A 974-nucleotide genomic window follows, 5' to 3' on the forward strand; every position below is an offset into this window, starting at 1 on the left:
CGCATCACCGGCGTGTGGCGGACATAGGGTCGGATGCGCGGTTCGACAGCGGCGATGCGCTCGCGCGTGATCGTTCTGGTGTTCAACATGGCCTGCTCCTCGGGATTGACTTCAATTAGTAACTTAGCAAAATGGCTAAATGCAAGAGGTCGACATCTTCAAGGCATTCGCCAACGAGCGCAGGCTGCAGATCCTCGATTGGCTCAAGGATCCGCGCGCGCATTTTCCGCGCCAAGCCGATGGCGATCTGGTGGAGGACGGCGTCTGCGCGCTGCTGATCGCCGAAAAGCTCGGCATCACCCAGGCGACGCTGAGCGAGCATATGCGCGTGCTGACCCAGGCCGGCCTGCTCTCGACCAAGCGCGCCAAGCAGTGGATCTTCTATCGCCGCGACGAGGGCCGGATCGCGGAAGCCAAAGCGCTGATCCAGCGGAAGATCTAACGATTCGCCAGGCGCGTTACTTCAGCCAGTCGGGGATAGAATCCAGTCCGATCAGGTCCTCATAGGTCTGGCGCGGCCGCACGACATGGAAGCGGTCGCCGTCGACCAGAACCTCCGGCACCAGAAGCCTGGTGTTGTAGGTGCCGGCCTGCACCGCGCCATAGGCGCCGGCGGTGGAAACGGCGATCAGGTCGCCCGCCTTCAATCTCGGCAGATCGCGATCGAGGCCGATGAAGTCGCCCGTCTCGCAGACCGGGCCGACGACGTCGGCCTTCATGCGCGGCGTCGAGGCGTGCGGCTGCACCACCGGCCGGATGTCGTGGAAGGCGTCATAGAGCGTCGGCCGGATCAGGTCGTTCATGGCGGCGTCGACGATAAGGAAGTTCTTGGCGTCGCCTTCCTTCACATAGATCACCTCGGACACCAGGATGCCGGCATTGCCGACGATCAGGCGGCCGGGCTCGAACATCACCTTGAGGCCGAGCCTGGTGACGTGTTTCCTGACGATCTCGGCATAGGCGTCGGGCAATGG

General features: G+C 63.1%; 1 protein-coding gene and 1 pseudogene. One reads left to right on the plus strand and one right to left on the minus strand.

What is annotated here, in order from left to right:
* The first annotated feature begins 139 nt into the window (after positions 1-139).
* Positions 140-442, plus strand: coding sequence for a metalloregulator ArsR/SmtB family transcription factor (locus tag EOD07_RS35765; RefSeq protein ID WP_127238466.1), 303 nt, complete (start codon positions 140-142; stop codon positions 440-442).
* A 16-nt stretch (positions 443-458) separates the two neighbouring features.
* Here the strand turns inward: EOD07_RS35765 and EOD07_RS35770 are convergent.
* A pseudogene (locus EOD07_RS35770) lies at positions 459-974 on the minus strand (diaminopimelate decarboxylase); the annotation flags it as partial.

The sequence above is a fragment of the Mesorhizobium sp. M2C.T.Ca.TU.002.02.1.1 genome, assembly GCF_003997225.1.

Coding starts and splice junctions, on each gene's coding strand:
- EOD07_RS35765 (WP_127238466.1), top strand. CDS start 140: ATGCAAGAGGTCGACATCTTCAAGGCATTCGCCAACGAGCGCAGGCTG.